At 75.4% G+C, this 23,912-nt stretch carries 26 protein-coding genes, 1 pseudogene and 1 riboswitch; of the genes and pseudogenes, 21 read left to right on the top strand and 6 right to left on the bottom strand.

Going from position 1 to position 23,912, the window contains the following annotated elements; translation table 11 throughout:
• The first annotated feature begins 669 nt into the window (after positions 1-669).
• Positions 670-1,413 (top strand): helix-turn-helix domain-containing protein, encoded by a 744-nt coding sequence (locus KSE_RS21180; RefSeq protein ID WP_014137384.1) that lies wholly within the window; start codon positions 670-672, stop codon positions 1,411-1,413.
• Positions 1,414-1,417: 4 nt separating this feature from the next.
• Entirely contained in the window at positions 1,418-1,888 is a 471-nt protein-coding gene (locus KSE_RS21175; protein ID WP_014137383.1) for an NUDIX domain-containing protein, read from the top strand.
• Positions 1,889-2,058: 170 nt separating this feature from the next.
• Here the strand turns inward: KSE_RS21175 and KSE_RS40255 are convergent.
• Both KSE_RS40255 and KSE_RS21165 read right to left on the bottom strand, forming a co-directional pair.
• Positions 2,059-2,594, bottom strand: a pseudogene (locus KSE_RS40255) (winged helix-turn-helix domain-containing protein); the annotation flags it as partial.
• Positions 2,595-2,850: 256 nt separating this feature from the next.
• Entirely contained in the window at positions 2,851-4,089 is a 1,239-nt protein-coding gene (locus KSE_RS21165; RefSeq protein ID WP_014137381.1) for an MFS transporter, read from the bottom strand.
• A 29-nt stretch (positions 4,090-4,118) separates the two neighbouring features.
• Here KSE_RS21165 and KSE_RS21160 point away from each other — a divergent pair, with 29 nt between their 5' ends.
• Positions 4,119-4,520, top strand: coding sequence for a MerR family transcriptional regulator (locus KSE_RS21160; RefSeq protein ID WP_231873199.1), 402 nt, complete (start codon positions 4,119-4,121; stop codon positions 4,518-4,520).
• Positions 4,521-4,527: 7 nt separating this feature from the next.
• On the opposite strand, the gene KSE_RS21155 is transcribed toward KSE_RS21160, so the two are convergent.
• Both KSE_RS21155 and KSE_RS21150 read right to left on the bottom strand, forming a co-directional pair.
• Positions 4,528-5,232 carry a class I SAM-dependent methyltransferase gene (locus KSE_RS21155; protein WP_014137379.1) on the bottom strand — a complete coding sequence of 235 codons (705 nt, stop codon included), beginning with the start codon at positions 5,230-5,232 and terminating at the stop codon, positions 4,528-4,530.
• Between the two features lie 93 nt (positions 5,233-5,325).
• Positions 5,326-6,024 carry a sensor domain-containing protein gene (locus KSE_RS21150; RefSeq protein ID WP_014137378.1) on the bottom strand — a complete coding sequence of 233 codons (699 nt, stop codon included), beginning with the start codon at positions 6,022-6,024 and terminating at the stop codon, positions 5,326-5,328.
• A 254-nt stretch (positions 6,025-6,278) separates the two neighbouring features.
• Here KSE_RS21150 and KSE_RS21145 point away from each other — a divergent pair, with 254 nt between their 5' ends.
• Together KSE_RS21145 and KSE_RS21140 are read left to right on the top strand one after the other, a co-directional pair.
• Positions 6,279-7,091, top strand: coding sequence for a hypothetical protein (locus tag KSE_RS21145; RefSeq protein ID WP_014137377.1), 813 nt, complete (start codon positions 6,279-6,281; stop codon positions 7,089-7,091).
• Positions 7,092-7,218: 127 nt separating this feature from the next.
• The gene (locus KSE_RS21140; protein ID WP_014137376.1) at positions 7,219-7,701 is read left to right on the top strand and encodes a DUF3995 domain-containing protein; all 483 of its coding nucleotides are present in this window, start codon (positions 7,219-7,221) and stop codon (positions 7,699-7,701) included.
• A 12-nt stretch (positions 7,702-7,713) separates the two neighbouring features.
• Here the strand turns inward: KSE_RS21140 and KSE_RS21135 are convergent, their stop codons facing one another.
• Complete coding sequence (locus KSE_RS21135) at positions 7,714-8,499, bottom strand: M23 family metallopeptidase (RefSeq protein WP_014137375.1); 786 nt, start codon at positions 8,497-8,499, stop codon at positions 7,714-7,716.
• A gap of 10 nt (positions 8,500-8,509) precedes the next feature.
• Positions 8,510-8,673, bottom strand: a riboswitch (cyclic di-AMP (ydaO/yuaA leader).
• A 237-nt stretch (positions 8,674-8,910) separates the two neighbouring features.
• Between KSE_RS21135 and KSE_RS21130 the strand changes: the two genes are divergently transcribed.
• From KSE_RS21130 to KSE_RS44880, 16 genes are all read left to right on the top strand, one after another.
• Positions 8,911-9,201: a YiaA/YiaB family inner membrane protein gene (locus KSE_RS21130; RefSeq protein WP_033258863.1), complete on the top strand. Its 291-nt coding sequence runs from the start codon at positions 8,911-8,913 to the stop codon at positions 9,199-9,201.
• A 137-nt stretch (positions 9,202-9,338) separates the two neighbouring features.
• Entirely contained in the window at positions 9,339-10,193 is an 855-nt protein-coding gene (locus KSE_RS21125) for an alpha/beta fold hydrolase (RefSeq protein WP_014137373.1), read from the top strand.
• Positions 10,193-10,777, top strand: a complete 585-nt coding sequence (locus tag KSE_RS21120) for a TetR-like C-terminal domain-containing protein (protein WP_014137372.1) — start codon at positions 10,193-10,195, stop codon at positions 10,775-10,777. Before KSE_RS21125 ends, KSE_RS21120 begins: the two co-directional genes overlap by 1 nt.
• 61 nt (positions 10,778-10,838) lie before the next feature.
• The gene (locus KSE_RS40250; protein ID WP_014137371.1) at positions 10,839-11,030 is read left to right on the top strand and encodes a hypothetical protein; all 192 of its coding nucleotides are present in this window, start codon (positions 10,839-10,841) and stop codon (positions 11,028-11,030) included.
• Positions 11,031-11,226: 196 nt separating this feature from the next.
• Entirely contained in the window at positions 11,227-11,451 is a 225-nt protein-coding gene (locus KSE_RS21115) for a hypothetical protein (protein ID WP_014137370.1), read from the top strand.
• A 212-nt stretch (positions 11,452-11,663) separates the two neighbouring features.
• The gene (locus tag KSE_RS38685; protein WP_051055299.1) at positions 11,664-13,787 is read left to right on the top strand and encodes a SpoIIE family protein phosphatase; all 2,124 of its coding nucleotides are present in this window, start codon (positions 11,664-11,666) and stop codon (positions 13,785-13,787) included.
• A gap of 103 nt (positions 13,788-13,890) precedes the next feature.
• On the top strand, positions 13,891-15,150 hold the full coding sequence (locus KSE_RS38680) for a sensor histidine kinase (protein ID WP_148283138.1): 1,260 nt from the start codon (positions 13,891-13,893) through the stop codon (positions 15,148-15,150).
• Complete coding sequence (locus KSE_RS21100) at positions 15,134-15,544, top strand: roadblock/LC7 domain-containing protein (RefSeq protein ID WP_014137367.1); 411 nt, start codon at positions 15,134-15,136, stop codon at positions 15,542-15,544. Before KSE_RS38680 ends, KSE_RS21100 begins: the two co-directional genes overlap by 17 nt.
• On the top strand, positions 15,541-15,894 hold the full coding sequence (locus KSE_RS21095; protein WP_014137366.1) for a DUF742 domain-containing protein: 354 nt from the start codon (positions 15,541-15,543) through the stop codon (positions 15,892-15,894). Before KSE_RS21100 ends, KSE_RS21095 begins: the two co-directional genes overlap by 4 nt.
• The gene (locus KSE_RS21090; protein ID WP_033258862.1) at positions 15,872-16,468 is read left to right on the top strand and encodes a GTP-binding protein; all 597 of its coding nucleotides are present in this window, start codon (positions 15,872-15,874) and stop codon (positions 16,466-16,468) included. The genes KSE_RS21095 and KSE_RS21090 overlap by 23 nt, the downstream gene beginning before the upstream one ends.
• Positions 16,465-17,925, top strand: a complete 1,461-nt coding sequence (locus KSE_RS44885; protein ID WP_014137364.1) for a cytochrome P450 — start codon at positions 16,465-16,467, stop codon at positions 17,923-17,925. Before KSE_RS21090 ends, KSE_RS44885 begins: the two co-directional genes overlap by 4 nt.
• Positions 17,922-19,013 (top strand): cytochrome P450 family protein, encoded by a 1,092-nt coding sequence (locus KSE_RS21080; RefSeq protein WP_231873198.1) that lies wholly within the window; start codon positions 17,922-17,924, stop codon positions 19,011-19,013. The genes KSE_RS44885 and KSE_RS21080 overlap by 4 nt, the downstream gene beginning before the upstream one ends.
• An 81-nt stretch (positions 19,014-19,094) precedes the next feature.
• A complete protein-coding gene (locus tag KSE_RS21075) occupies positions 19,095-19,352 on the top strand; it encodes a hypothetical protein (protein WP_014137362.1) in 258 nt (85 codons plus the stop codon).
• Between the two features lie 108 nt (positions 19,353-19,460).
• Positions 19,461-21,173 carry a pyruvate dehydrogenase gene (locus tag KSE_RS21070; RefSeq protein WP_033258881.1) on the top strand — a complete coding sequence of 571 codons (1,713 nt, stop codon included), beginning with the start codon at positions 19,461-19,463 and terminating at the stop codon, positions 21,171-21,173.
• Between the two features lie 394 nt (positions 21,174-21,567).
• Entirely contained in the window at positions 21,568-22,173 is a 606-nt protein-coding gene (locus KSE_RS21065; RefSeq protein ID WP_014137360.1) for a helix-turn-helix domain-containing protein, read from the top strand.
• Between the two features lie 79 nt (positions 22,174-22,252).
• Positions 22,253-22,432 (top strand): DUF6126 family protein, encoded by a 180-nt coding sequence (locus KSE_RS44880; RefSeq protein ID WP_014137359.1) that lies wholly within the window; start codon positions 22,253-22,255, stop codon positions 22,430-22,432.
• A gap of 24 nt (positions 22,433-22,456) precedes the next feature.
• On the opposite strand, the gene pdxR is transcribed toward KSE_RS44880, so the two are convergent.
• Positions 22,457-23,881 (bottom strand): MocR-like pyridoxine biosynthesis transcription factor PdxR, encoded by a 1,425-nt coding sequence (pdxR, locus tag KSE_RS21055; RefSeq protein ID WP_014137358.1) that lies wholly within the window; start codon positions 23,879-23,881, stop codon positions 22,457-22,459.
• Positions 23,882-23,912: the final 31 nt, after the last annotated feature.

The raw sequence follows: 23,912 nt of genomic DNA, 5'->3' as shown, positions 1-23,912 counted from the left end.
CGGGTGGTCGCCGGGTCATGCGGCCCGTCCCTTGCGGGGACGGGAGTCTGTGACGGCGCAAGAGGGCCGGTCTTGTGCCCGCCAGGGCACTGGGGCCGGAAGGCCGTCGCGGGCTCGGCGCTGCCCCGCCCACAGGCCGCCGATGCCATGCAGCCTCACGACGCACACCCCTTGGTGCACTGCGCGTTGTGCTTGTCCCGAAGCGCCTGAACGTCCCGCACGGCGGACTCGTCCTGCAGCTCCGGCGGGGCCTCTGCGAACACAGCGGCCATGCGGTCGAACGACTCCCCCACGGCGCACACTGCGGGGGCTTCAGCGGTCGTCGCTGCCGTCGTCACACGGCCCCCTTGTCGGGGCAGTGGTCCGCGCCGCAGGTGCACACCGGCCAGTCCTTCGGGATGCCCCGTCCGGACACCCTGGCTGACACCTGGGCGTCGTAGTCGCCGAGAGCATCACTACGGGCCGCACGCTTTCGACACTCGGCCTTGTAGTCGGTGAACGTCCGGGGGGCTCGCGTCTCCACCGGCATGGGCCGCCTCCCGCCAAGTTGGAACCACGATCTGGCAGCGCCCCTGGACGGTGAAACCTCACGCAAAGGACACTTCAGAACGTCCCTCGCGCGGTAGAACGTCCCTACAAGAGTCCGGGCTGTGCGGGGAGACAGGCCAAATGCCGAACGAGAGACTGAAAGCCGTGATGGCGTCGGGTGGTTGGACGTGCGCCGCCCTGGCAGAGAAGGCCGGCGTGGACACCAAGTCGGTTGAACGATGGGCCAACCAGAATCGGACGCCCCGGTTAGGGACAGCCCGTCTGGCTGCCGAAGCTCTGGGAGAAGACATGTTCGCCTTGTGGCCAAGTCTGCGACAGCGACGCGCCGCCAGAGCGATAAGCCCCGAACTGGTGGCGCTCTATGAGCAACGCGCAGACCTGCCGGTGTCTGTGTTCGTGGACTTGATGGCGAAGGCCACGGAGCGCATCGACGTACTGGTCTACGCCGCCGTGTTCCTTCATGAGGCGTACCCACGCCTCAACGATCTACTTCGGGAGCGCGCCGCGGAAGGGTGTGCGATCCGGATTGCGCTTGGCGACCCCGAGAGCGAGAACGTCAGACAGCGTGGGGAGGAAGAGAAGTTCGGTCACGGCATCGAGTCCCGGTGCAGGCTCGCCCTCATGCACTACCGCCCGTTGCTGGGCACGCCGGGCATCGAGATCCGGACCCACGGAACCACGCTGTACAACAGCCTCTACCGGGCAGATGACCAGATCCTGGTGAACGCGCACGTGTGGGGGGTCAATGCCTTTGGGGCCCCGGTTTGGCACCTGCGGCAGACCGGCGCTGGCACGCTGTTCGACACCTATGCTGCGAGCTTCGATGCGGTATGGAACGCCGCCCTACCGGTTGAGGAGAGTTGATCACGTGGCACGCACGGAGTTCTACGATGATCCCAACGCGCCCGAGCCGAACCGGCTTGTGGTTGCAGCCTCCGCAGTCGTGACCGACGCCGAAGGGCGCATCCTGCTTCAACGACGCACCGACAATGGCCTGTACGCGCTGCCGGGGGGCGCGATGGATCTTGGTGAGTCGCTCCCGGGAACGGCCATCCGGGAGGTCCGTGAAGAGGCCGGCCTTGACGTCGAGATCACTGGACTCGTCGGCACGTACACCGATCCCCGCCACGTGATCGCCTACTCGGACGGCGAGGTGCGCCAACAGTTCAACGTCTGCTTCACGGCGCGCATCACGGGCGGAGAACTCCGGATTTCCGATGAGTCGACCGACCTCCAGTTCGTAGCTCCGGACGACATGGGAAACCTGCCGATGCACCACACCCAGCAACTCCGACTTCGGCACTTTCTAGAGCACCGGGCCACTCCGTACCTGGGGTAGGGCCGCAAACGACGAAAAGCCTTGACGGTCGTATGGTCGACTTAGCCGAGCCCGGCCGCCACCTCCAGCACGGGCACGATGCGGCGCCACTCGGCGGACGCGACTTCCCTGCACCGAATGTTCGCTTGCTGCTTCTCGGTGGCCGGTGCGTCCTTGAAGATCTCTCGCCAGGACTGCCCGGCCTCGTCCTCGAAGACCAGCCACGCGTTGCGCTCCGCCGCGATTCCCTTACCCGCGGCCAGGTCTCCTCCCGCCACACCTCGACAGCACCGCCGTCGCGCTCGCTCGCGCGACGGGCCGGCCGCTGCCACGACCAGCCGAGCCGTCTGAGCAGCTGCCACGTGCCCTCGACCGTGTACGAGACGTGGAACAGCCGGCCGATCAGCGTCCTGATCCGCGCGAGTGTCCACCGCTGGTCCGCCCACCCGTGGGCGAGCGGGCCGCGCTCCCACTCCCGTTCCAGTCCGGCGAGCCGGGCAGGTCCGAGCCTCGGGCGCCCAGGGGACCCCTTCGACCGGACGCCGGCTTCTCCGCGCTCGCGCCAGGCCCGCCGCCACCGCTCGACCGACCGCTCGCTCACCCGCAACGCGGCGGCGATCTCCCTGTTCCTCTGCCCCGACTCGAAGCGTTCCACGGCCTGCAAGCGGATCCGCTCCCGCGCGGCCCTCTCGGCGTCGGTCAACCCGCCACCCTGCGCGTACCTCACGCCAACAGAGCCACCGGAGGAGACCGGTGGCCGTCAGGCAAACAGCCCCGACATCATCCTTTCAGGTTCAGTAGAGCCGCCCCTGGCTGTGCAGCGGTGAGGCCGTCGAGGTCTCCGGCTCAGGCTAATTCCCAGCAGTCACCCGGCCCGTGGGCTCACCGGTACATCCCCGGTGCCCCGGCCGCCGTCCCCAGGGCCCGGGGGCGGCGGCCGGGGAGCAGCCCACGGGTCGTCTGCGTTTCCGGGCCCGACGGTGTCAGCGCGATCCTCCCCGGTGGCCGGGCGGGAAGCCGTGGCGGCGGGCCAGCGCGGTGGTGGCGAGGACGGGTAGCAGCAGGGCGAGGGCGGTCCAGGGCAGGGCGCCGGGGCCGAGCGGGGCGAGCAGGAGTCCGCCGGCGGCGCCGCCGAGGCCCATCGCGGTGTTCCAGGTGGTGACCAGCAGGGTCTGGCCGCGGTCGCCGCCCGCGTCGGAGACGGCGGTCTGGAAGAGCGGGGCGACGCCGCCCCAGCCGAGGCCCCAGAGGGCGGCGGCGAGCAGCACCGGGGGCGCGGCGGGCGCGGGCAGCAGCAGGAGTCCGGTGGCGGCGAGGAACGCGGCGGTGGCGGCGAGCGTGAGGTGCCGCAGCCGCCGGTCGACCAGGGCGCCGGTGACGGCGAGGCCGAGCACCGAGGAGAGGCCGAGGACGAGCAGCAGCAGGTCGCGGCGGCCGCCCGCGCCGTGGTGGTCGAGCAGCGCGGCGACGTACGTGTAGAGCACGTTGTGGGCGAGGACGTACCCGGCGGTGACGAACAGCACGGGCCGGACGCCGGGCAGCCGCAGGGCGGCGCGGACGGGTTCGGGGCGGTGGCCGGGCGGGCGGCCGGGGGCGTCGGGGACGGCGGCGGCGATCCACAGCAGCAGGGCGGCGGCGAGCACCGCGACCAGCGCGAAGGTGGGCCGCCAGCCGATCAGCCGACCGGTCCAGGTGCCGAGCGGGATGCCGAGCGACAGCGCGAGCGGCACGCCGGTCCCGGTGACGGCGATGGCCCGGCCGTGCAGCGCGGGCGGGGTGAGCCGGCGGGCGTAGCCGACGAGTTCGGACCAGATCGCGGCGACGGCGACGCCGGCGGCGATCCGGACGGCCAGGGTGAGCGGGTAGGACGGGGAGAGCGCGGTGACGGCGTCGGCCAGCAGCAGGACGGCGACGGCGGCGAGCACCAGCCGCTTGCGCGGCCAGCGCGCGGTGGCCCGGGCCAGCGGGATCGCGGACAGGCCGGTGGCGAGCGCGTAGCCGGTCAGCGTCTGCCCCATCGCGCCCTCGCCGACCCCCAGGTCGCGGGCCATCTCGGGGAGGACTCCGGCGGGCAGCGCCTCGGTGACGATGCCGAGGAAGGCGGCGGTGGCCAGCGCCAGCAGCGGGGAGAGCCGCAGCCGGGGGCGCTCGGCCGCGGCCCCGGCGCGGGGGCGGGGGCGGGGGCGGGGGCGGCGGCGGCTTTCGGGGTGCGTGGTTGCCATGCCGGTTATGGTCGAACTCTCACACCGGTGTGAGAGTCAAGTCCTTCCGGCGGACGGGGGAACGGGTGCGGATCGGCGAGCTGGCGAACCGGACGGGGGTGGCGCCCCGGCTGCTGCGCTACTACGAGGAGCAGGGTCTGCTGAAGCCCGGGCGCTCCGCGAACGGCTACCGGGAGTACGGGGAGCCGCTGGTGGAGCGGGTCCGGCAGATCCGCTCGCTGCTGGCCTCCGGCCTGTCGACCCGGACCATCCGCACGGTGCTGCCGTGCCTGCTGGACGGGCAGTTCCACGTCCGCGACCCGGCGCCGGAGACGCTGGCCGTGCTGGAGCACGAGTACCGGCAGTTGGCCGAGCGGGTCGAGTGCCTGTCCCGCAGCCGGGACGCGGTGGGTGCCTACCTGGGCGCGGTGCGCGCGCTGAACGGCGGTTAGGGCGAGGTCAGGGCGCGGTCAGGACGAGGACCCGGCCGGTCGGGCCGGTGCGCAGGACGCGGTTGGCGATCCGGTGGTGGCGCAGGGCGGCGCGCAGTTCGGTCAGGTGCGGGCAGGGGCGGCCGCGGCCGTCGTTGAGCGGGTAGATCCGGGCCTCGCCGCCGGGGGCGGTGACCCGGGCGAGTTCGCGCAGGGCGCGGAGCTGGTCGGCGGGGCCGAAGACGGCCGGGTAGGCGAACAGCAGGTAGGAGCTGAGGGTGAGGGCGAAGGTGCCGTCGGCGAACGGGAGCCGGGGCAGCGCGGCGGCGACGTAGCGGTCGGGGTGGGCGGTGGCGTCGGCGGTGAACAGCCGGCGGGCCCGGTCCCAGCTGCGCAGGTACGGGTCGGGGCGGTGCCGGCGGTCGGCCGGCAGGTGGCGGCGGGGGTCGCGCCGGATCGCGTCGGCCATCGCGGCGCGGCCGCCGGCGGCGAGCGCGGCGAGGCGGCCGGGGCCGAGCGCGTAGCCGGGGTCGGCGGCGACCACCTCGCAGCCGAGTGCGCGGGCTTCGGCGGCGAGTCCGGCGGCGCCGCCGGGGCAGTCCAGGACGGGGCCGGGCAGCCGGCCGAGTCCGGCGCGGGTGAGGCCGAAGCCGGCGCAGTACTCGTCCAGCGGCCGGGAGGTGACGAGTACCGGCGGGGCCGGGGCGGGCCGGGGCGGGGCGGTCGGGCGCATGCGGGCCTCCGGACGTTCGGCGGGCCCGGGGTGCGGCCCGGGCCCGTGGTCATCCGACCACGGGCCCGGGGGCGGCGCACGTCCGGCCGCGGCTCAGTCGGTGCTGGAGAGCAGGGCACGGGCGGCGAACCGGTTGACCGCGTTGAGGCCGCGGACGGCCTGCGGGGTGAGCACGACGAGGACCAGGCCGACCAGGCTGACGCCGGCGATCTGCCAGAACGAGGTGATCTCGTAGACGTGGTGGACGCCGTCGGAGCCGGTCCAGTCGGCGACCCGGTAGCCGTCCCAGTCGGTGTAGCGGGGGAACACCCACTGGTAGGCGGGGAACAGGGCGAGCGACCAGCCGACGGTGAACAGCACGGTGGAGAGCACGAAGCCGAGGACCGCCCAGGGGAAGATCGCGACCTGGTACAACACGGCCTTCCAGCCGGCCGGGTCGGCCAACCGGGCGGTGATCCGGCCCCAGAAGCCCTCGCGGGTGACCACCACGGCGGGCGGGGCGGGCAGCTCCTCGCCGAGCAGGCCGCGGATCCGGGCCCGCTCGGCGGCGCCGAGGCCGCGGGCGACGGCCAGCAGCAGGGCGAGCACGGGCAGCCCGATGACGGTGATGGCGAGGCCCAGGCCGGTGAAGAACAGCGGGAGGACCAGGCAGAAGCCGAACACGGCCACCGGCAGGCCGGTGAGCGCGTAGCCGAGCTCCCGGAAGCCCTGCCGGGAGAACGGGGCGCGCCAGAAGCCGGGCTGGTCGGGGCGACCGCCGGGAGTGGTGGCGGGGTGATCGGCGGTGGACATCCGCGGTCCTTCGGCTCGTCGGGCGGCTCCGCCGGTCGGCGGTGCCGGGCACACGTACCAATCTGCCGCCCCGGCCCCACCCGGCGTAATGACGCCTGCTGCCGACTCCGTGGTGGGGTTAACCCCCGCCCCGCCGGGGTGCCCGGCCCAGGGGCGGCCCGCCGGCCGCCCGCACGCCCGCCGCCGCCCGCACGCCCGCCCGCCCGCCGCCGACCCTGCCGGGCGGCCCGCCGGGGACCGGCTACCGTACCGGGGTGGACGACGAAGACCTGCACCTGCTGCCCCGCACCCGGGCCGACGACCTGCTGAGCTGGGCGGCCGAGGAGGGCCTCGACCCGGTGCCCGAGCCCGCGGTGCGGACGGTGCTGACCCTGCTGGAGCTCGGCGGGGCCCGGCTGCACGACGGCCTGCCGGAGCTGACCTCCCCGGTGCTGGAGCACCTGCTGTACGAGCAGCTGCACCTGTACGTGCAGCCGGACGGCGATCCGGCGGCGTACCCGGCGGCGGTCCGGCTGCTGATCGAGTGGCAGCGGGCGGCCCGCCGGCTGAACACCAAGCGCACCGAGAAGCTCCGGGCCGAGACCGACTGGCAGGGCGAGGTGCTGCTCTCCCTGCTGCGCCGCGCCGACCTGGTGACCTGGCCCCGGCTGTACGCGCTGCTGCTGCGCGCGGACGAGGTGCCGGTCGACGACCCGGACGCCGTCCGGGCCTGGCTGACCGCGTTCCGCGCCCTCCCGGAGGCTGACCGCTTCGCCGCCTTCGACCGGCTCCCCGGGCTGGACGGCGACGGCCAGTGGGACCAGCCCGGCCGCCCGCTGCTGATCGGCGTCTCCACCGACGGGGCCCGCCGGCTGCTGGAGCAGGGCCTGATGCGGCGCAGCTACCGCAACCTGGCCGAACGGTCCGCCCGCGGCCTGCCGATGCCGGACGAACTCGCGGGCGGGTTCGAGGAGTTCGAGGAGGCGGTGGCGCAGGCCGCGATCGACCTGTGCGGCGAGTGGACCGTCCCGGGGCTGCCGCGGCTGCTCCTGGAGGAGTTCCCCGACCTCGCCCCCGAGGAGTACTGAGGGTCCGCCGGGGCCGGGCTCGTCCCCCCGGACGACCCCGGACGGCCGGGAGATCGCCCTGCCGGGCCACCCGCCGGGTACGTGCGGAGGATCCGCCCGGCGGCCGCCCGGCGGCAGGGTGGGGGCCATGACCTCCACCGCCCGCACCGCCCGCACCGTCCGCGTCCCGTACGCCGCGTGTGCCGCGTACGCCGCCGCCGCCTGGTCCGCCCTGTTCGCGCTGGTGCACCTGTACTGGCTGCTGGGCGGCCGGCTCGGCCTGCCCGACGGGCTGTCGGTGCGGGACAGCACCCCGCTGCTGGTGATCGACGTCGTGGCGGTCCCGCTCTGCGCGGCGGCCGCCGGGCTGGCCCTGGCCCTGGTCCGCCCCTGGGGCGCCCGGCTGCCGGCCCGGCCGCTGCGGGTGGCCGCCCGGGGCACCGCGCTGCTGCTGGTGGCGCACGCCGTCCCGTCCGTCCCGGACTGGATCGCCCTGGCCCTGGGCCGGAGCTCGCCCGCCGGCCTGGACGCGATGGCCCGCTTCGCGACCTTCCTCTACGAGCCGTTCTTCCTGGCCGGCGGCCTGCTCTTCGCCCTGGCGGCGTTCCCGCGCGGCCCGCGCGGGGCGTGAGGCGGCGGGGCGCTACGGCTGGAGGCCGAGCTGCCGGAGCCAGGGCAGCGGGTCGACGGGGGCGCCGCCGGCCGGGCGGACCTCCAGGTGGAGGTGCGGGCCGGTGACGTTGCCGGTGGCGCCGACGGTGCCGAGGACGGTGTCGGTGGTGACCGGACCGGCCGGGGTGCTGATCCGGGAGAGGTGGCAGTACCAGAGCTCGGTGCCGTCGGGGAGGGTCTGGATGACCCGGTAGCCGTACGCGCCGGACCAGCCGGCCGCGGTGACGGTGCCGGCGGCGACGGCGGTGACGGGGGTGCCGGTGCGGGCGGCGAAGTCCAGGCCGGTGTGCAGGTGGGCCCAGTGGGCGCCGGCCTGGGCGAACTCGGCGGTGAGCCGGTAGCCGGCGACCGGCAGCGCGGCCTCGGGCCGTCCGGTGGCGGCCTCCGCCTCGGCCTCGCGTTCGGCGCGCTTGGCCTCGGCCTCCTCGGCGGCGGCGACCCGGGCGGTCTCGTCGGCGGCGGTGCGCTGGCCGTCGGCCTGCTGCAGGATGCGGGCGGCGAGGGCGAGGCCGGGGTCGGCGGCGAGCGGGCCGTCGGCGGCCTGGTCGGCGGCGCTGACCGGAGCGGGCGCGGTCGCGGCCTGGACGGCGGGGGCGGCGGCGAGGCCGGTGGCGCTGAGCGCGGCGGTCATCGCGGTGACGCCCAGCAGCGGGGCGCCGGTGCGGGGCTGGCGGGGCAGCCGGTGCCGGGCGGCCTCGGTCTCGGCCGGGTGGTCGAGCAGCTGGGTGCCGGTGCTCTCGGTGTAGGTCGACGCCACGGGGGCGCGCTCCTTCCTTCCCTGCCGCCGACCGGGTTAGCTGACGGGTTCGGAGGTGGAAGGTCTCCTACGGTCGGGCCCAGGGCCGTCCCGATTCACCCCGGTGGAACGTGGTTCCCCGGCTCCTGGGCCGTCCGCGAGGACGGGCCCGGATGGATTAGGCGTGGCGCACGGTGCCGCATGGTTACGGCGTTGCCGACCGCGCTGCGTTATCAAACGTTAATCCTATGGACCCCATGATTCCAAGCGCCTGCCGAGGTGCGGTGGAACTTTCCTGACGCCCTACGGGCGGTTTGTGACGGTTTGTCGACCACCGGGTTTTCGGCCACCCGGCCCGGGTGACGGATCGTGACGGGCCGGATGAGTATCCGTACTCACGACCGGCGCCCGACCCGGCGGGACCCTGGGCCCATGACCGCACCCGTGCCGCAGCGCACCACCTCCGCGTACTTCCTGCAGGCCGTCGCGTCCTTCGGCTTCGCCCTGGTCGCCCTCGCCCTGGGGATCGCCTACCTCCCGGTCAGCGCCTGGATGCGGGCCTTCCTCGCGGTCGGCCTGCTCTACGTCGTCACCTCCGCGTTCACGCTGGCCAAAGTGGTCCGGGACCGCCAGGAGGAGGGGGCGCTGACCAGCCGGGTCGACCAGGCCCGACTGGAGAAGCTGATCTCCGAGCACGACCCGTACCGGGTGGAGGGCATCTGAGGCCGCGCCGGGCGACCGCGCCGGGCGACCGCGCCGGGTTGACGGCTAAGGCTATTAGCCTTAGCTTTATGGCTATCGGCAGCAGCCGGGCCGGAAGCGCCCGGTGCGCCGGACCACGCCCGCCCAGGAGGCCCGCGATGACCAGCACCACCGGCACCACCACCCGGTACCTCGACGTCACCGGCGGCCGGATCGCCTACGACGACGCCCCCGGCGCCGGCGTCCCGGTCGTCCTGCTGCCCGGCATGCTCGACCAGCGCGCCGTCTACCGGCACCTCGTCCCGCTGCTGTCCGCCGCCGGGCACCGGGTGGTCACCATGGACCTGCGCGGGATGGGCGAGTCCTCGACCGGCTTCACCGACCACACCCCGGCCGCGATCGCCGGGGACCTGGCCGCCCTGCTGGCCCACCTGGACCTGCGCGGCGCCGTCCTGGTCGGCAGCTCGTACACCGGCGCCACCGTGGTCCGCGCCGCCGCGCTCGCCCCCGAGCGGACCGGCGGGGTGGTGCTGATCGACGCGTTCGTCGAGAACCTGCCGCTGAACGGCTTCCAGAAGGCGCTGTTCGGCCTGGCCGCGCCGCTGGTCAGCACCTTCCCCGGGCTGTGGGGCGCGCTGCAGAAGTTCTACTACCCGGCCGGCGCCCGGCCCGCCGACTTCGACGCCTACCGGGCCGGCCTGTCCGCGATGCTCCGCGAGCCCGGCCGGAAGGCGGCGCTGCGCGGCTACCTGAAGGGCGACTCGGCGCCGGTCGGCTGGTGCGCGGCGGTCGACGTGCCCGCGCTGGTGCTGATGGGCGGGAAGGACCCGGACTTCCCCGCGCCGGAGCTGGTCGCGGACCGGCAGGCCGCCGCGCTGCGCGGCCGCAAGGTGATGATCGGGGGGGCGGGCCACTACCCGATGGCCGGCCGCCCGCAGGCCGTCGCCGACGCCCTGCTGCCGTTCCTGGCCGAGCGGGCCGGCGCCCACGGCGACGACAAGGCCGCCCGCTGATGCCCCGCGCCGGACTCTCCACCGCCGCCGTGGTGGACCACGCCCTGGACCTGATCGACGAGCGCGGCGCCGACGCGCTGACCCTGGCCGCCGTCGCCGCCCGGGCCGGGGTCGCCACCCCCTCGCTGTACAAGCACGTCGCCGGCGGCCTGCCCGAGCTGCGCCGGCTGGTCGCCGTCCGCACCACCGAGGAGCTGACCGACCACCTGGCGGCGGCCGTCCTGGGCCACTCCCGGGACGCGGCGGTCCGGGCCCTGCTCGCCGCCTACGCGGGCTACGCGCTGCGCCACCCGCTGCGGTACGCGGCGCTGCCGCAGGCGCCGGACCCGGAGCCCGGGCCCGAGCTGGCGGCGGCCGCCGAGCGGCTGGTGGGCGTGCTGTTCGCGGTGCTGCGCGGCTACGGCCTGGCGGGCTCGGAGGCGGTGCACGCGGTGCGGACGCTGCGGGCCGCGGCGCACGGCTACGCCTCGTTGACCACGGCGGGGGCGTTCCGGCTCGCCGAGGGCACCGACGTCACGCTGGAGCGGCTGACCGGGGTGCTGGTCGAGGGGCTGGCCAACTGGCCCGGCGCGGAAGGCGGGTGAGCGCCCCGGCAGCGCGCCGGGCCCCCGTGACCTCCTGGGGGCCTGCCGCGTTCTACCCGGTATGAAGAAGCGCAGCATGCTCGCCTTTGCCTCGCTCGCCGTCGGCGTGGTCGCCTCCCTGACCGCCCCCGGCGCGCACGCCGCGGCGGAGCACCGGACCGGTCTCGGCCCGCTCAAGGACACCGTCTCCGCCCCGGACCTGGCGGTGGACGAGGACGACGCACGGACGGTCGCCGAGCAGCAGGGGATCTGACCCGGCGCCGGGGAGGCGCGCACCCGCGCGCGGCGCGCGCCGACCGTGCGCCGGGCGCTCCGGGACCTCACCGTTTCGCAACCTCTCCCCCACCATTCCGACACCACTGGTGCGTAACACTGTCCTCCGGTCGGGAAGTCATACCGCGTGGAGCCCTTTCCACGGGTGCGGCCGACAAGCACGGAGGAACAGCGACATGCCACAGGCGACCCAGCGCACCGAGCCTGGCACGGGACTGATCCCGGCACCCCGGACCGCACCGGACGGCGCCCCCGCCGGCCCTCGGCGGCACCCCGCGGCGCCCGCCGACGGCTGGGGCCGGGCACTGCTGCGCGGGGTCTCGGTGGCACGCGGGCTGCGCTCGCTGCGGCCGGTCGCGGCGCGCCCGCAGCCCGGCTACGGCGAGGTCGACGGCCAGTAGCGCGGCCCGCGCGCCGCCGGGGCCCCGGCCCGGCCCCGTTCCGCCACCGGCAGGGTGTCGGGAATGTCGCGAATCCCCTACGTGTCGTGAAAGCGCCCGGTTGCCCGGTGCGTCCATAAGATGGTCAGCACTGGCACGTCGACCGGAAGGGCCGGGCGCTTCCCATGGACCAGAGCTCTCCGCGTCGGGCCAGCCGTTCCGAGCTGCGGTGCGTGCGGTCCCTGCTGCGGGCGTCGAGCGCGGCCGAGCTGCTGGCGGTGCTGCTGGCGGAGGGCCCGGCCTGGATCACCGGCGCGGGCTCGGCGCTGTACCTGCTGGACGGCGGGATGCTGCGGCTGACCGCCTCGCACGAGCTGCCCGAGTGGGCGCACCGCAAGTACGGGGTGGTCGACCCGGCGAGCGAGCTGCCGGCGGCGCTGGCGCTGCGGCGGCGCGAGCCGGTGCTGCTGAGCCCGCAGCAGACCAGCACGGACTACCCGAACACGGCGGCCGGGCTGGGCACCGGCCTGGTCGCGCTCGCGGTGCTGCCGCTGCTGGTGGACGACGCCCCGGTCGGCGCGCTGGCGCTGGCGCTGGCGCACCGCGGGGCCGTCCCGCAGCGGGACGTCGAGCTGCTGGAGACCTTCGCCGAGGCGGTCGCGCACCGGCTCGCGCACCTGCTGCACCACGTCCAGGCGGCGGACCCGGCCGCCGACCGGCCGGTGCACGCGCTGCCGTCCGCCGACGGCGGGCTGTTGTCGCTGGCGGTGCGCTCGGCGGGGGCCGGGGCGTTCGAGCGGGACCTGGTCACCGGCGAGACGCTGTGGGACGCGCAGGCGTACCGGGTGGTCGGCCTGGAGCCGCCGGGGGCGACCGGGCGGGCGCCGGAGCTGGCCGGGGTGGTGCACCCGGAGGACCTGCCGGACGTGCAGGCGTCGCTGGCCGAGGCACTGGCCACCGGCGGCCCGTACCGGCTCTCGTACCGGGTGGTGCGGCCGGACGGCCTGCCGTGGCGGGTGGACGAGGCGGGCGAGGTGCTGCTGGACGTGCACCAGCGGCCGGTGCGCTCGGCGGGGCTGCTGACCGGGCGGGAGTGGCGGCCGGAGGAGCGGACCGGCGGTTCGGCGGCGGCCGCGGCGGCGGGCGCCCGGTCGACCCTGCTGCTGGCGCTGACCCGGGCGCTGTCCCGGGCGGTGACGGTGCGCGAGGTGACGACGGCGCTGACCGACGTGGCCCGCCCGGCGCTGGGCGCGGCCAGCGTGGTGCTGGACCTGGTGGACGAGGGCCGGCTGACGCCGGTCTCGCCGGCGGTGTTCGGCGGCCCGCACCGGGCCGAGCAGCACCGGCTGCACGAGCTGGCGGGCGGCGTGATGGAGCACGTGCTGGCCCGGGCGACGCCGCTGTTCAGCGAGCCGGGCCAGGAGCGCCGGGGCCCGGCGGCGCCGGCCGCCTGGACGGTGCTGCCGCTGGTGGCGTCGGGCCGGCAGGTCGGCTCCTGCCTGATCACCTTCGCGACCGAGCGCGCGTTCAGCCGCGAGGACCGGACGATGTTCTCGGCGTTCGCGGGCATCCTGGCGCAGTCGCTGGAGCGGGCCCGGCTGTACGACGTGCACCACGAGCGGGCCAGCGAGCTGCAGCGGGCGATGCTGCCGCGCTCGCTGCCGGTGCTGCCGGGGATCGCCTCGGCGGCGCGCTACCTGCCGTCCACCGAGGGGATGCAGATCGGCGGCGACTGGTACGACCTGCTGCGGCTGCCGGACGGGCTGGTCGGGCTGGTGATCGGCGACGTGCAGGGCCACAACGCGGAGGCGACCGCGGTGATGGGGCAGCTGCGTTCGGTGCTGTGGGCGTACGCGACGGAGGGGAACGACCCGGCGGCGGCGCTGGAGCGGACCAGCCGGCTGCTGTCGGAGATGGAGACCGAGCTGTTCGCCACCTGCCTGTACGTGGTGCTGGACCCGGCGACCGGGCGGCTGCGGGCGGCCCGGGCCGGGCATCCGCAGCCGGTGCGGATCGGGGCGGCCGGGGCGGCCGAGCTGGAGCTGTCGGGCGGCCCGCCGCTGGGCGTGCTGCCGGGGGTGCGCTACCCGCTGGTGGAGGCGCGGCTGGAGCCGGGCGAGACGCTGCTGGCCTACACGGACGGGCTGGTGGAGGTCCGGGACGAGGACTACGACGAGTCGGTGCAGCGGATGCTGGGCGGTCTGGAGCTGTGGACGGCGGAGGCGGGCGGGGCCGGCCGGCTGGGGCGGCCGGAGGCGCTGGAGCGGCTGGCCGACCTGCTGACGCTGAACGTGACGGAGCGCGAGGTCCGGCAGGACGACGTGGCGCTGCTGCTGATGCACCGGTCGGTTGCCTGAGCGGTGCCCCCGGCTGTCCGTCCTGTCCGAAATTGACGGCATCTGAACAGCAGAAGTCGTATCCGTTCATACGCCAGTAGTAACAGCACCATAAACTCCGCGTGTGACGACCACTCAATGGTGCCTGGCGGCAACCGCATTGCTCGCCCTCTGCGCTCTCGCGGCGACCGCCCGCTCCGCTGCCGTCACCCACGCCCTGCGCCGCCGGCTGTCCGCCCGCGAGGACGAACTCGCCGAGCTGCGCGAGCGGTTGGCCGCCGAGCTGGCCCACCGCCAGGCCGGCGCCGAAGCCGCCCTGCAGGAGCAGGAGATGAACGCGGCGACCCGCCGGGCGTTCCTCAGCGTGGCCCGCCGGATCCTGGTGATGGCGCACGACCAGCAGGCCGGGCTGGACGAGATGGAGCGCACCCACGACGACCCGGTGCTGCTCGACGGACTGCTCCGGGCCGACCACGCCGCCGCCCAGCAGGCCCGGCTCGCCCAGACCCTGGCCGTGCTGTGCGGCGCCCGGGCCGGCCGGACCTGGCCCGAGCCCGTCCCGCTGGAGGACGTGGTGCGCGGCGCGCAGGGCCGGATCCTGCCGTTCCAGCGGGTGGTGGTGCACAACCGGATCGACACCGCCGTGCTCGGCGCGGCCGCCGAGGCGCTGATCCACGCGGTCGCCGAACTGCTGGACAACGCGACCCGCTACTCGCCGCCCAGCTCGCAGGTGTACGTGACGCTGATGCCGGTGCACAACGGCGCGGTGATCGAGATCGACGACTGCGGCGTCGGGATGACCGACGTGACGGTCGCCAAGGCCGCCGCCGCGCTGGCCGGCGGCGGCTCGCTGGAGGTCTCCCGGATCAGCGAGGTCCCGCAGCTGGGCCTGGCCGCGGTCGGCCGGCTCGCCCAGCAGTACGGCTTCCGGGTCACCGTGCACTCCACCCCGTCCCCGTACGGCGGCGTGCGGGTGGTGGTGCTGCTGCCGAACGCGCTGCTCACCGACCCGCTGCCGCAGCACGGCCTGCCGGCCCCGCAGGCCGAGGCGCCGCAGCCGCCGGGCCCCGCCCCGCTGCCCACCCGTCCGACCCGCCCGGTCATCCCCCGGACCGCGGCGGGCCAGCCCCCGGCGGTCCCCGCGCGGGGCGGCACCCTGCCGCGCCGGACCAACCGCCGGAGCGGCAACCCGCAGCGCCCGTTCCCCCCGGAACAGGCGGTGCCGCCGCGCTCCGCCCGCGAGGCCCAGACCTTCATGTCGCTGTTCCAGAACGGCACCGCGGACGGCCGCTCGGCCGCCCAGCAGAACCGGCGGTCCGCCCCGGGCCGCCCCGACGTATTCCCCGCTTCCCCCCTGGGAGACTCCCGTGACGACCAACCCTGACCTCGGCTGGCTGCTGACCGACATCACCGCCGTACCGGAGGTCCGGCACGCCCTCGTGGTGTCCAACGACGGCCTGGAGATCGGCCGCAGCCCCCGGATCGACCGGGACGACGCCGAGCGGCTGGCCGCCGCCTGCTCCGGGCTGCAGTCGCTCTCCCGCGGGGTCGCGTCCGGCTTCGGCGACGGCAGCACCCGGCAGATCGTCATCGAGTACGGCGGCGGCTACCTGTTCGTGGTCGCCGCCGGGGCCGGGGCGCACCTGGCCGTGGTCGCCGGGGACTCGGTCGACGCCGGCCTGGTCGCCTACCAGATGCAGGTGCTGGTGGGCCGGATCGGCGAACACCTGACGGCCGCGCCCCGGCAGGGCGCGGCGCTCGCCGGGGAAGCGCGGTGACCCGCGGGCCGGTTCGCCCGTACGTCATCACCGGCGGGCGCAGCCGGGCCTCGCTCGGCAACCTGGGCGAGCTGGAGTTCGAGAGCCTGGTGCGGACGGTGCCGGGCGTCGCGGTCGACCCGATGACGGTGAACCGGGAGCAGCTGGCCGTCCTGGAGCTCTGCCGGGAGCTGCTGTCGATCGCCGAGGTGGCGGCCCACCTGGGCCTGCCGATCAGCGTGCTGAAGGTGCTGGTCGGCGACCTGTGCGAGCTGGGCGCCGTCCAGGTGCTGCCGCCGGCCCGGCCGGCCGAGCGGGCGCCGCTGGCGCTGATCGAGGAGGTGCTGGTTGGCCTCCGCCAGCTCCACTGAGCCCGTGTACCTGCCGCCGAGCGTGCAGGGCGCGGTGAAGATCCTGGTCACCGGCCCGTTCGGGGTCGGCAAGACCACCCTGGTCGGGGCGCTCAGCGAGATCGACCCGCTGCGCACCGAGGAGACCATGACGGCGGCCGGCGAGGACGTCGACGACCTGACCGGGCGGCCGCACAAGTCGACCACCACGGTGGCGCTGGACTTCGGCCGGATCACGCTGAGCGACCGGCTGGCGCTGTACCTGTTCGGCACGCCCGGCCAGCAGCGGTTCTGGCCGCTCTGGGAGGACCTGTCGCGCGGGGCGCTGGGCGCGATCGCGCTGGTCGACTCGCGCCGGATCGAGGAGTCCTTCGACGTGCTGGGGCTGCTGGAGGAGCAGCGGATCCCGTTCGCCGTCGCGGTGAACGTCTTCCCCGACACCCCGGACTACCCGGAGGGGGAGCTGCGGACCGCGCTCGACCTGCTGCCCGGCGTGCCGATCCTGACCTGCGACGTCCGCGACGAGGACGCCGCGCACCGCCTGCTGATCGATTTCGTCGACCACCTGCGGGTCGGCGCCCTGGAGCTGTCATGACCGTTCCCGAGCACCTGGCGGCGGGCTGTCCGTACCCCGGCCGGGCCGACGCCGCCCCGCTGTACGGCCCGGCGGTCTCCGACGACCCGCACGGCCTGTACGCCCGGCTGCGGGCCGCGCACGGCCCGGTCGCGCCGATCGAGCTGGAGCCCGGGGTCGAGGGCTGGCTGGTGATCGGCTACCAGGAACTGCTCGAACTCACCCGCAACGAGCAGCAGTTCTCCAAGGACTCGCGGTACTGGCGGGTGCCCCGGGAGGGCCGGCTGCGCCCGGACTCGCCGCTGGTGCCGATGACCATGTGGCGGCCCACCCTGCAGAGCATGGACGGCGCCGAGCACCGGCGGCTGAGCGCCGCGGTCGGCGAGACGCTGGGCCGGATCGACCACAGGCTGCTGCGCGAGACCACCGAGGCGGCGGCGCTGGCGCTGGTCGAGAGCTGGGGGCCGGACGGCACCGCCGACCTGGTCGCCCAGTTCACCCGGCGGCTGCCGCTGCTGGTCTTCACCATGCTGCTCGACCTGCCCGAGGAGGACGGTCCGCAGCTGCTCGCGATGATCACCGGCATGGTGGACAGCGGCGCCGAGTCGCAGCGCGCCGCCGCCGCGTTCGCCGGACTGCTCGGCCGGCTGGTCGCCGAGCGGCGGGCCCGGCCCGGCGACGACCTGGTCTCCTGGCTGCTGGCGCACCCGGCCGGGCTGAGCGACGACGAGGCGGTGCACAACCTGGTCGTGCTGCTGGTCGCGGGCAACGAGTCGACCATCAACTGGATCGGCAACACGGTGCGGCTGCTGCTCACCGACCGCCGCTTCCGGACCAGCCTGACCGGCGGCCGGGCGACCGTCGCGGACGCCCTGGACGAGGTGCTGTGGCGCGACCCGCCGGTGCAGAACTTCCCCGGCCGGTGGGCCACTTCGGACACCGTGCTGGGCGGCCAGTACATCAGCGCGGGCGACCTGCTGGTGCTCGGGCTGGCCGGCGCCAACGACGACCCGGCGGCGCACGGGCCGGAGGGCCTCAGCGGCAACCGGGCGCACCTGGCCTGGGGCGCGGGCCGGCACGTCTGCCCGGCCAAGGACCCGGCCCGGCTGATCGTGGAGACCGCGGTCGAGACCCTGCTGCACTGTCTGCCCGACCTGCAACTGGCCGTCCCACCTCACGAGTTGACCTGGCGACAGTCGCCGTGGTCGCGCGCCCTGGTCAGCCTGCCGGTGCTGTACAGCTCGTTCACCCCGCCCCGGCCCGCCGCGTACGACCCGGCCGGCCAGACCCAGCCCGCCCCGCTCGCCCCGCTCACCCCGTTCGAGAGGACCGCATGGACGCCGCCGCCGCCCCGGGGGTCTGCCCCTACCGGCTCGACCCCGCCGGAGCCGACCAGCTCGCCGAGAACGAGCGGCTCCGCGCTCGCGGACCTGCGACGCAGGTTGAGCTCCCTGGCGGGGTGGTGGTCTGGTCGGTGAACCACCACGAGGCCCTGCAGCAGCTGCTCGCCGACCCGCGGGTGGCCAAGGGCCCCGAGCACTGGACGCTGTACCGGGAGGACCGGCTGCCCGAGGGCTGGCCGCTGCTGACCTTCGTGACCGTCCCCGGGCTGACCACCTCCGACGGCGCCGACCACCGGCGGCTGCGCGGCCTGGTCTCCCAGGCGCTCACCCCGCGCCGGGTCGGCGAGCTGGCCCCGGCCGTCCGGCGGCGGGTCGACGAGCTGCTGGACGGGCTGGCGGCGGCCGCGGCGGCGGCCCCGGACGGGACGGTCGACCTGCGGACCTCCTTCGCCTACCCGCTGCCGATGGCCGTGATCGGCGAACTGCTGGGCCTGCGGCCCGAGCAGCAGGACCGGCTGCACGAGCTGTCGGACATCGTGGTGAACTCCTCGGCCGTGCCCGGCGCGAGCGCGGCCGCCGCCCGCGACATGGGCGCGCTGCTGGCCGGCCTGGCCGCCGAGAAGCGGGCCGCCCCCGGCGACGACCTGACCAGCGCGCTGATCGCCGCCCGCGAGGAGCAGGACCGGCTGACCGAGCCCGAGCTGATCGGCATCCTGCTGCAACTGGTGATCGCCGGCCACGAGACCACCCTCAACCTGGTCTGCAACGCGGTGCTCGCGCTGCTCGGGCACCCCGAGCAGCTGGCGCTGGTGCGCGACGGCCGGGTCCCGTGGTCCGCGGTGGTCGAGGAGACGCTGCGCCGCGACTCCCCGGTCGGCCACTTCCCGATGCGGTACGCGCTGGAGGACATCGAGCTGGGCGGGACGGTGATCCCCGCCGGCGACGGCATCCTCGCCTCGTACGCGGCCGCCGGGCGCGACCCCGGCCACTGGCCGGACGCGGACCGCTTCGACCTGACCCGCTCCCCGCTGCGGCACCTCTCGCTCGGGCACGGACCGCACTTCTGCATCGGCTCGACGCTGGCCCGGCTGGAGGCGGAGACCGCGCTGCGCGAGCTGTTCACCCGCTTCCCCGGCCTGCGGCTCGCCGAGGGCGCGGGGCCGCGGCCGATCACCTCCTTCCTCAGCAACAGCGTCACCGGCCTGCGGGTGCGGCTGTCCTGAGCCGGGGCCGGTCGCGGCGCCGACCGCCCCCGCCGGGTCAATCCACGTGACCGGGCGGGGGCGCCCCTCGTTGGACCTGCCATGAAGAAGCTCACCGCACTCGCCGTCCTGTCGATGGCCGGCCTCGCGCTCGCCCAGGCCCCCGCCCAGGCCGCGCCGATCGCCCAGGCCGGCAGCCTCGGCCAGGCCCAGGGCCTGGACACCGGCTACCACGGCACGCTGCCCACCACCGCCGAACTGTGCCACCGCGACCTCGCCCAGTACCCGGTGGTCGGCCCGCTCGCCGACTCCACCACCGGTGCCTGCGAGGCGCTCGGCGCGACCGTCGACGGGCAGTAGCCGCACCCCGGACACCCGAGCCGTTATGGTGCGAATGTCCGTTTCGGTGACGGTGCCCGGCGGTGGCACCCGGCGTGAGGTGATCCCGTGGGCAGCGTGGCCGACCAGATGGTGGAGGTGCTCCGGCAGGCCGGGGTCGAGCGGGTGTACGGGGTGGTGGGCGACAGCCTGAACCCGGTCGTCGACGCGATCCGCCGCGCCGAGGGCATCTCCTGGGTGCACGTCCGCAACGAGGAGGCCGGGGCGTTCGCGGCCGCCGCCGAGGCCGAGCTGACCGGGCGGCTGGCGGTCTGCGCGGGCAGCTGCGGCCCCGGCAACACCCACCTGATCCAGGGCCTGTACGACGCCCAGCGCAGCGGCGTCCCGGTCCTGGCCCTGGCCTCGCACATCCCGTCCGGGCAGATCGGCACCGGCTTCTTCCAGGAGACCCACCCCGAGCGGGTGTTCACCGACTGCAGCTCCTGGTGCGAGGCGCTCTCCAACCCGGCCCAGCTGCCCCGGCTGCTGCGGGTCGGCGTCCAGCACGCGCTCGGCTCCCCCGGCGTCTCCGTCCTGGTCTTCCCCGGCGACGTCGCCGCGCTCACCGCCCCCGCCGCCACCGGCCACAGCACCTTCCTCACCGAACAGGCCGTCGCCGCCCCGCCCTGGTCCCAGGTGCAGGCCCTCGCCGAGGCACTGAACTCGGCCCGCACCGTGACGCTCTTCGCCGGCGCGGGCGTCCGCGGGGCGCACGAGGAGCTGATGCACCTCGCCGACACCCTGAAGGCCCCGATCGGCCACACCCTGCGCGGCAAGGAGTGGGTGCAGTACGACAACCCCTACGACGTCGGGATGAGCGGCCTGCTCGGCTACGGCGCCTGCCACGAGGCCCTGCACGAGGCCGAGCTGGTCCTGCTGCTCGGCACCGACTTCCCGTACGACTCCTTCCTCCCGCAGGCCCGCACCGTCCAGGTCGACCACGACGCGACCCGGCTCGGCCGCCGCACCCCGCTCGAACTCGCCGTGCACGGCGACGTCGCCGCCACCCTGCGGGCCGTCCTGCCGCTGCTGGAACGCAAGACCGACCGCCGGTTCCTGGACGGCCTGCTCGACCGGCACTGCAAGGCGCTGGAGACCGTGGTCGGCGCCTACACCAGGGACATCGAGAAGCACCGGCCGATCCACCCCGAGTACGTCGCCTCGATCCTGGACGACGTCGCCGCCGAGGACGCCGTCTTCACCGTCGACACCGGCATGTGCAACGTCTGGGCCGCCCGCTACCTCACCCCCAACGGGCGCCGCCGGGTCATCGGCTCCTTCCTCCACGGCTCGATGGCCAACGCCCTCCCGCACGCGATCGGCGCCCAACTCGCCTTCCCCGGGCGGCAGGTGGTCTCGATGTCGGGCGACGGCGGGATCGGCATGCTGCTCGGCGAACTCCTCACCGTGGCGAAGTACCGGCTGCCGGTGAAGACCGTGGTCTTCAACAACGGCGCGCTCGGCATGATCAAACTGGAGATGCTGGTCTCCGGCTACCCCGAGTCCGAGATCGACAACGGCGACGTCGACTACGCCGCCATCGCCCGCGCCTGCGGCATCCCCGCCAAACGCGTCACCGACCCCGCCAAGGTCCGCGAAGTCCTCGCCGACGCCCTCGACCGCCCCGGCCCCGCCCTCGTCGACGTCGTCACCGACCCCAACGCCCTCTCCATCCCCCCGCACATCACCGCCGCCCAACTCAAGGGCTTCGCCCTCGCCGCCGGCCGCACCGTCCTCACCGGCGGCGTCGGCAAGATGATCGACCTGGCCCGCTCCAACCTCCGCAACATCCCCCGCCCCTGACGGACGGGAAGAAGCGGGCGGGGGACGGATGGGAGAAGCGGACGAGGAGGGACGGGGAGCCCGCCGGGGGCGGGGCGGCGTGAGCCGGGAGCCCGCCGGGGGCGGGGCGGCGAGAGCCGGGAACCCGCCGGGGGCGGGGCGGCGTGAGCCGGGAACCCGCCGGGGGCGGGGCGGCGTGAGCCGGGAACCCGCCGGGCGGCGTGAGCGCGGGAAGGCCAGGCGGCGCCGAGGTGACCGACCGGCATGGGCGCGAAGCGATGGGGGCGGGGGAGGGCCGGTCGGCCTCTGGTGGGTGGGGTGGGTGGGGCGGGAGACTGGGGTGCCGCCAGGAGGGGGGATTTGCCTGTGAGGCACGTTTGTTGCCTCGGGGGCAGGAAAGGTGTCCACTGGTCACATGACGGACAGCCCTCTCGGTGAGGACCAGGAGGTCGCGGGCCTCGGCGCGCGGCTGCGGGAACGGCGGGTCTCCAGCCGGTTGACGCTGGAGGTGGCGGCGGCCCGGGTCGGTCTCTCGCCAGCTTACCTTTCGCGTCTGGAGACCGGGCGGCGGCAGCCCTCGCTGCCGGTGCTGCTGGGCCTGGCCCGGGCGTACGGGACGAGCGTGGCCGAGCTGCTCGGGGAGCAGCCCGGCGAGCCGGACCCGGTGATCCGGGGTGGGGCGATCGAGCCGGGGCGGGCGGGCGGCTGGGGGTACCGGCGGGCCGGTGCGCCGGGCCGGGCGATGCAGGCGCTGCGGGTGCACGTGCCGCCGAGCACCCAGGACGCCGTGGTGCGAGTCCATCCGGGAGAAGAGTGGCTGTACGTCACCAGGGGCCGGATGAAGCTGACCCTGGGCGACCGGGTCCACCTGCTGGACGAGGGCGACTCGGCGCACTTCGACTCGATGACGCCGCACGTGATCGCCGCGGACTCCGCCTCCGGCCTGGACCTGGTCTTCGTCCACACGCTGTTGCAGAGCCCCGGCGGCGACCTGTGCCTGGGCGACGCCCCGCGCCTCTAGCCCCGAGCCCCGAGCGATCAGCGATCAGCGATCAGCGATCAGCGATCAGCGATCACCTTCACCCGAGGAGGAACCCACCATGGCCGACACCGGAAAGCCCGCCCCCCACACCCCCGTCCCGCAGTACGCCGAGACCGTCGACGCGGGTTACCGGGCCTCGAACCGGGTGTGGATCCGGGTGTGGATCTACATCGTCGCGGGGCACCTGTTCGCCGCCTTCCTGTTCCTGCTGTTCTACGTGGGCAGCCACCAGGGCTGAGCAGTCACCAGGGCCCAGCCGCCGTCAGGGCGCGAGCAGCGCGCACAGGGCGTCGAGCGCGGGCTCGAAGGCGTGCTCGGGCGGGCTGCCGTAGCCGATCACCAGGCCGGGGGGCCGTCCCGGGGCGGGGGTCGCGCCGGGGGCGAGGCTCCAGCCGAGGGTGTTCAGGGCGAGGCCGGCCCGGCGGGCGCGGTGCAGCAGTTCGTCCTCGCCGGGGCCGTCGGCGGGCAGTTCCAGGACGGCGTGCAGGCCGGCGTTGAGGCCGGTGACCCGGACGTCCGGGGCGCGGGCGGCCAGCACCTCGACCAGCCGGTCGCGGCGGCGGCGCAGCAGGTGCCGGCTGCGGCGGACGTGCCGGTCGTAGCCGCCGGAGTCGACGAGTTCGGCGAGGGTGAGCTGTTCGAGGGCGCCGCTCTGCCCGTCGGCCAGCCGCTTGTGCCGGGTGACCGGTTCGACCAGGGCGGTGGGGAGGGCCAGCCAGGCCAGGCGCAGGCCGGGCGCGAGGGACTTCGAGGCGGTGCCCGCGTACACCACCCGTTCGGGGTCGAGGGCCTGCATCGCGCCGATCGCGTGCCGGTCGTAGCGGAACTCGCCGTCGTAGTCGTCCTCCAGCAGGTAGCCGCCGGTCTGCCGGGCCCAGTCGACCGCCGCGGCCCGCCGGGCGGCCCGCAGCGGGACGCCGGTGGGGAACTGGTGGGCGGGGGTGAGGACGGCCAACCCGGCGTCGGTGCGGGCGAGTTCGTCGGTGCGGGCGCCGCCCTCGTCCAGCGGGAGCGGGCGCAGCGCGAGGCCGCGGGCGGTGATCGCGGCGTGCTGCGGGGGCAGTCCGTGCTCCTCGACGGCGACGGCGCGCAGGCCGTGTTCGCGCAGCGCGGCGCAGAGCAGGCCGAGGCCCTGGAGGTAGCCGGTGCAGACCAGCAGCCGTTCCGGGTCGGTGCGCACGCCGCGGGCCCGGGCCAGGTAGCCGGCCAGGGCGCGGCGCAGTTCGATCCGGCCGCGCGGGTCGCCGTAGCCGAACGCCTCGTGCGGGGCGGTGGCCAGCGCCCGGCGGGCGGCCGCCAGCCAGGCGGTGCGGGGGAAGCGGCTGAGGTCGGGCGAGCCGGGCCGCAGGTTGTGCGCGGGGGCGGCGGGGGCGGGCGGTCCGGGTGGCGGGTCGGCGGGGCCGGGTCCGGGTCCGGGCCGGGCGACCACCGTGCCGGAGCCCTGGCGGGAGGCCAGCCAGCCCTCGGCGGCGAGCTGGGTGTACGCCTCGGCGATGGTGTTGCGGGCGATGCCGAGGTCGCCGGCGAGCGCCCGGGAGGACGGCAGCCGGGTGCCGGCGGCGAGCCGGCCGTCGCGGACGGCGGTGCGCAGCGCGTCCTCCAGGGCGGCGCGCAGGCCGAGGCCGCGGGCCCGTCCGGCGTCCAGGTCGAGGTGCAGGTCGCCGCCGAAAGTGGCCCAGGAATCCATCCCCCCAATGAACCACGCCGCTGGTCCACCG

This window comes from Kitasatospora setae KM-6054 (genome assembly GCF_000269985.1).
Lineage (GTDB): Bacteria > Actinomycetota > Actinomycetes > Streptomycetales > Streptomycetaceae > Kitasatospora > Kitasatospora setae.
Note: the sequence above shows the minus strand (reverse complement) of the source record. Positions and strands in the feature narration are given on the sequence as shown.

Bases quoted from the DNA above. Each gene is read 5' to 3' on its own strand.
- KSE_RS21115 (WP_014137370.1), top strand. From the start codon at position 11,227: ATGCCACAGGCGACCCAGCGCACCGAGCCTGGCACGGGACTGATCCCG.
- KSE_RS40250 (WP_014137371.1), top strand. From the start codon at position 10,839: ATGAAGAAGCGCAGCATGCTCGCCTTTGCCTCGCTCGCCGTCGGCGTG.
- KSE_RS21165 (WP_014137381.1), bottom strand. From the start codon at position 4,089: ATGGCAACCACGCACCCCGAAAGCCGCCGCCGCCCCCGCCCCCGCCCC.
- KSE_RS21150 (WP_014137378.1), bottom strand. From the start codon at position 6,024: ATGTCCACCGCCGATCACCCCGCCACCACTCCCGGCGGTCGCCCCGAC.
- KSE_RS21155 (WP_014137379.1), bottom strand. From the start codon at position 5,232: ATGCGCCCGACCGCCCCGCCCCGGCCCGCCCCGGCCCCGCCGGTACTC.
- KSE_RS21180 (WP_014137384.1), top strand. From the start codon at position 670: ATGCCGAACGAGAGACTGAAAGCCGTGATGGCGTCGGGTGGTTGGACG.
- pdxR (WP_014137358.1), bottom strand. From the start codon at position 23,881: ATGGATTCCTGGGCCACTTTCGGCGGCGACCTGCACCTCGACCTGGAC.
- KSE_RS21120 (WP_014137372.1), top strand. From the start codon at position 10,193: ATGCCCCGCGCCGGACTCTCCACCGCCGCCGTGGTGGACCACGCCCTG.
- KSE_RS21075 (WP_014137362.1), top strand. From the start codon at position 19,095: ATGAAGAAGCTCACCGCACTCGCCGTCCTGTCGATGGCCGGCCTCGCG.
- KSE_RS21130 (WP_033258863.1), top strand. From the start codon at position 8,911: ATGACCGCACCCGTGCCGCAGCGCACCACCTCCGCGTACTTCCTGCAG.
- KSE_RS21140 (WP_014137376.1), top strand. From the start codon at position 7,219: ATGACCTCCACCGCCCGCACCGCCCGCACCGTCCGCGTCCCGTACGCC.
- KSE_RS21070 (WP_033258881.1), top strand. From the start codon at position 19,461: ATGGTGGAGGTGCTCCGGCAGGCCGGGGTCGAGCGGGTGTACGGGGTG.
- KSE_RS44880 (WP_014137359.1), top strand. From the start codon at position 22,253: ATGGCCGACACCGGAAAGCCCGCCCCCCACACCCCCGTCCCGCAGTAC.
- KSE_RS21065 (WP_014137360.1), top strand. From the start codon at position 21,568: ATGACGGACAGCCCTCTCGGTGAGGACCAGGAGGTCGCGGGCCTCGGC.
- KSE_RS44885 (WP_014137364.1), top strand. From the start codon at position 16,465: ATGACCGTTCCCGAGCACCTGGCGGCGGGCTGTCCGTACCCCGGCCGG.
- KSE_RS21125 (WP_014137373.1), top strand. From the start codon at position 9,339: ATGACCAGCACCACCGGCACCACCACCCGGTACCTCGACGTCACCGGC.